The following is a 4,811-nucleotide window of genomic DNA, read 5'->3' as shown; positions in this document are numbered from 1 at the left end:
CGGCCAATTTAAAAGCGAGGGAATAATCACGTTGAGTTCGTTTAATTGTTGAAGTCATTACACTCTCCAAAATGAGTTTGAAAAGTGTCAACGCTATTTAGGACGGGTCAAAAAACAAAAAGAAGGCCATATGAGCCTTCTTTTTTTATTGCTAATTTTTAATCAAAATAAACATCTTATTGATACATAGGTCCAAAACCTAGACTCCATAGAATGACACTCGTGGCCATGAGCCCAACCAACAACACTAATCCTGCGGTTACCATGGAGCTGGCATAGATAAAGCCTTTTTCTTCAGGAATATTCATAATGATAGGGACGCCAGTGTAGAGAAGGTAAATCGAGTAAGCTAAACCCATCAGCCCCACAATCATGATAAACCACAATACGGGATAAAGAGCGGCGAGTCCCACCATAAAGAGCGGCGTTGCGGTATAAGAGGCAAGTTCGAGTGCTTGAGTATAAGTCGGTTGGGCATCGAAGGTTTTTGCCATCCAGTAGGCTAAATAGGCGAGTGCAAATACGCCGGCAATAAGGCCTAAGTACATACCAGCAGACATAAACATAGCGCTTTGAGGGGTTAGAAATATCGGCTCGCCAGCGCCGGGATTCCAACCAATATGCGCAGTAGCGATATAACTGCAAATTGCCGGAATGAGGGCGATGAGTAATACATGACTTAAGCTGCTTTTAAGTGCCTCATGATTTTTTTCGATCGCCTGCCACTCTTGTTTTGGATGAGTGTATAGCCCCATTAAGTGATTCAGTATCATTATAATTATCCTTGTTCAGCATTTGATAAATGGCTCGCCAAACGTCAGACGAGCTGATAACAGCTCTACAATCTAAGTCGAAATCTTGTCCAATTTTGTCGATTTCAGATTGATTTACACCGAGAAATGAGCCCCATGTGATCAGGATCTCAGTTCTATATAGTGTAGATTATTTATTGAACAAAAAGTTCTGCTCGTCAAGTTTACTGAAAGCTAATGCTATAGCTTATAGGTAAATATGCGTAAAATAGCCCGATATTCAGAATGATATTGAGTGAGTCCATGCAGCAACTTCTTGCCCCTATTCATGCATTTCTTCGCTGTGAAACACCACAAACTTGGATTGATACCGCCAAATTATCTACATCCCTTGATGAATTACTGATAGATCATTGCAACTGCGAGTTAAAAGCTGCGCAGACAGCGATGTTCTTACTTAGACGATATGCGTTAGATAAGGATAGTGGACGCTTGCTTTTAGCATGGGCTAAACCCTACGAAGAGTTTGTCTATCTTAAGGAGCGTAACATTGAGCAATTTCTTAGCCGTGATGTGAAAAAGAATGAGTTGGCAGCTCAATTTATTCCAAACGAACATTTTGAATTTGCTGCAGATTTAATTCCACCACTCATTCGTTTAATTAAAGAGGAGTTTCATCACTTTGAACAAGTACTAGAGCTGATGCATGCAAGGCAAATTCCTTACCACAATATTCGTGCTGGCCGCTATGCTAAGGGAATGATGAGCCATGTTACTACCCATGAGAAACACATCTTAAGGGATAAACTCATCGTTGGTGCTTATATTGAGGCGCGTTCCTGTGAACGCTTTGCTAAGTTAGCACCCTATTTAGATACTGAATTGAGTCGGTTTTATATCTCATTGTTACGTTCCGAAGCTAGACATTATGAGGATTACCTCAAATTAGCACAGCGGGTTTCATCAGAAGATATTAGTGAAAGAGTCGCTTATTTTGGCGAGAGGGAAGCTGAATTGATCATGGCGATGGATGATGAATTCCGTTTTCATAGCGGTCAACCACTATAGATTGAGTTGAAGAGCTTAAGCTTACTTCAGCGCATTAATTGATTAACGGTTCATGCAAACCGTTAATCAACTCATCTTCAACAAACTTAATTATTGGTTGTACCGAAAGGTAAGCTTTGTAAGTCAACCCCTTTGGCGCTCACACTCAGCACACTGCCTTGCTGATACCAATCGCCAACAACGATACGTTTACAACCGTTATCGAGTTGGTGAATCGCAGGTCTGTGCGTATGCCCGTGGATCATATGCTGTGTATGTGTTTTAGCCAAAAGGGCATTTACTGCGTTAGGCTCAACATCCATGATGGTATAGCTTTTTTGCTTATTACTACTTTTGCTTTTGCTGCGAATTTTTTCGGCAATGCCTTGACGAGTTTTCTTTGATAAACACCCATAAAGCCAACGAGCCAGCGCTAAACTGCGCAGTTTTCGAAAGCGTTGGTAGGCTTTATCTAAGGTGCATAGGCTGTCGCCATGCAAAATCACCGTTTTAACCCCGTATAAATTCAAGCAGGTGACTTCAGGTAAAATTTGCATTCCCGCAGCGCGCGCAAATTGTTTGCCTAACATAAAGTCACGATTGCCGTGGATAAAATACACAGGCAACTTTTGTGAAACTTGTTTGAGTTTATCGGCAAGTTCGAGGGCAAAAGGCGCGGCAATATCATCACCCACCCATACTTCAAACAAATCACCTAGGATATAGAGGGCGTCGGCATCATCGAGCTCTGTGTCGAGGAAATGAGTGAACGCTTGGGTAATATCAAGGCGATCTGCACTCAGGTGTAGATCGCCTATAAATAGAGTTCGCATTCGCAGTAATTATGCCGCAACGCTAACTTTTTCAATCACAACTGCTTCTAATGGTACATCCTGATGCATACCTCGATTGCCTGTGCTAACTGCTTTGATTTTTTCGATAACGTCCATGCCTTCAACGACTTCACCAAATACGCAGTAGCCCCAGCCCTGTGAGGTTTCTGATTTAAAATCGAGGAAAGTATTGTCGTTCACGTTAATGAAAAACTGCGCAGTTGCAGAATGGGGATCAGAGGTGCGGGCCATAGCGACAGTACCAGTGCGGTTTGATAAACCGTTATTAGCTTCATTTTTTACGGGCTCATGGCAACGTTTCTGACTCATATCTTCGTTGAAGCCACCACCTTGGATCATAAAACCGTCAATAACACGGTGGAAAATAGTGCCGTCGAAGAATCCTTCGTCAACATATTTCATGAAGTTTGCTACGGTTGATGGTGCTTTTTCTGCATTCAGTTGCAGTTTAACGTCGCCAAAATTGGTGTGTAATGTGATCATGTTTTCATACCTTGTGTAAATAGTGGCGCGATTCTAACTTATCTCGGATTGCGCGCAAAGTGCAGTATTCAAAACCAGTCTCGCCATGATAAACTGACTCCTTGATTTTACACCTGAATACATCATTTGAAGAGAATACCGATGTTGAAGATTTACAACAGTATTACCCGCCAAAAACAGGAATTTAAGCCAATTAATCCCGGGAAAATTGGGATGTACGTGTGTGGTGTGACCATATACGATCTCTGTCATATTGGTCATGGCCGTACTTTTGTTTCCTTTGACATGATAGTGCGTTACCTGCGTTATGCGGGTTATGAAGTGAATTTTCAGCGCAACATTACCGATGTTGATGACAAAATCATCAAGCGTGCTAACGAGAATAACGAAAGTTGTGAAGCCTTAACCGAGCGTTTGATAGGTGAAATGCATCAAGATTTTGATGCCTTAAATATGCTACGCCCCGATTTTGAACCGCGCGCGACACTGCACATTGCTGAAATTATCGACATGGTTGAGTTATTACTCGCCCGTGGTCATGCCTATGTGGCCAGTGATGGCGATGTGCTTTTCAGTGTGGCTTCGTATCCTGACTACGGCCGTTTATCGGGCCAGAATTTAGATCAATTGCAAGCCGGTGCTCGGGTAGAAGTGGACGAAACCAAGCAAAATCCAATGGATTTTGTGTTGTGGAAAATGTCTAAACCTGGCGAACCGACGTGGGGATCCCCTTGGGGACCGGGCCGTCCTGGCTGGCATATCGAATGTTCTGCCATGAACAGCAAACATTTAGGGCTGCATTTTGATATTCATGGCGGCGGCTCTGATCTACAGTTCCCACACCATGAGAACGAAATTGCTCAGTCTTGCTGTGCCCATGACACACCATACGTCAACTACTGGATGCACACTGGCATGGTAATGGTTGACCGTGAAAAGATGTCTAAGTCCTTAGGCAACTTCTTCACCATTCGTGATGTGCTTGGTCATTATGATGCTGAAACAGTACGTTACTTCCTATTATCAGGTCATTATCGTAGTCAACTGAACTACTCAGAAGATAACTTGAAGCAGGCTCGCTCAGCGTTAGAGCGTTTGTATACGGCCATTAAAGATGTCGACTTGACTGTCGCAGCGGCGCCTGCAGAAGAGTTTATTGCTAAGTTTAAAGCGGCAATGGACGATGACTTTAATACACCTGAAGCCTACTCAGTGCTATTTGATATGGTGCGTGAGATCAATCGCTTAAAACTGACCGATATGGCACAGGCATCTGCATTAGCGGTAACCTTAAAGCAATTAGCGGATGTGTTAGGCCTATTAAGCCAAGAACCTGAGGCTTTCTTCCAAGGTGGCGGTAGTGACGATGAAGTGGCTGAAATTGAAACCTTAATCGTTGAACGTAACCGTGCTCGCACCGAAAAGGATTGGGCTGCTGCGGATGTGGCACGTAATCGTTTAGATGCGTTGGGTGTTGTGCTTGAAGATGGCCCAAGTGGCACGACTTGGCGTAAGAAATAAGTTTAACTGCGACAACCTTAAGCTAATAAAAAACCTGCATGATGCCTATCTCTTGATCACATCTCGTGCTCAAGAGATAGAGCCAATTCGTAGCCTTCAAGGATGGTTTGCAGTTTGAACCATCCTTCCCATAACCGCTCCCAACCTACTACAC

At 43.3% G+C, this 4,811-nt stretch carries 5 protein-coding genes; 2 read left to right on the top strand and 3 right to left on the bottom strand.

Translation table 11 applies throughout. The features are described 5' to 3' along the window. Positions 1-176: 176 nt before the first annotated feature. On the bottom strand, positions 177-773 hold the full coding sequence (locus tag L2744_RS21160) for a Yip1 family protein (RefSeq protein WP_248993729.1): 597 nt from the start codon (positions 771-773) through the stop codon (positions 177-179). Between the two features lie 282 nt (positions 774-1,055). On the opposite strand from L2744_RS21160, the gene miaE reads away from it, so the two are divergent. Next, a complete protein-coding gene (gene miaE, locus L2744_RS21155) occupies positions 1,056-1,820 on the top strand; it encodes a tRNA isopentenyl-2-thiomethyl-A-37 hydroxylase MiaE (RefSeq protein ID WP_248993728.1) in 765 nt (254 codons plus the stop codon). Positions 1,821-1,906: 86 nt separating this feature from the next. Here miaE and L2744_RS21150 read toward each other — a convergent pair whose 3' ends face one another. Continuing rightward, positions 1,907-2,632, bottom strand: a complete 726-nt coding sequence (locus tag L2744_RS21150) for a UDP-2,3-diacylglucosamine diphosphatase (protein WP_248993727.1) — start codon at positions 2,630-2,632, stop codon at positions 1,907-1,909. Between the two features lie 9 nt (positions 2,633-2,641). Then, positions 2,642-3,136: a peptidylprolyl isomerase gene (locus tag L2744_RS21145; RefSeq protein ID WP_248993726.1), complete on the bottom strand. Its 495-nt coding sequence runs from the start codon at positions 3,134-3,136 to the stop codon at positions 2,642-2,644. 141 nt (positions 3,137-3,277) lie between these two features. Here L2744_RS21145 and cysS point away from each other — a divergent pair, with 141 nt between their 5' ends. Next, a complete protein-coding gene (gene cysS / locus L2744_RS21140; RefSeq protein WP_248993725.1) occupies positions 3,278-4,657 on the top strand; it encodes a cysteine--tRNA ligase in 1,380 nt (459 codons plus the stop codon). Positions 4,658-4,811 lie beyond the last annotated feature (154 nt).

The sequence above is a fragment of the Shewanella profunda genome (assembly GCF_023283765.1).
Lineage (GTDB): Bacteria > Pseudomonadota > Gammaproteobacteria > Enterobacterales > Shewanellaceae > Shewanella > Shewanella profunda.
The sequence above is the reverse complement of the archived record's forward strand: the minus strand, read 5'-3'. Positions and strand labels throughout refer to the sequence as shown.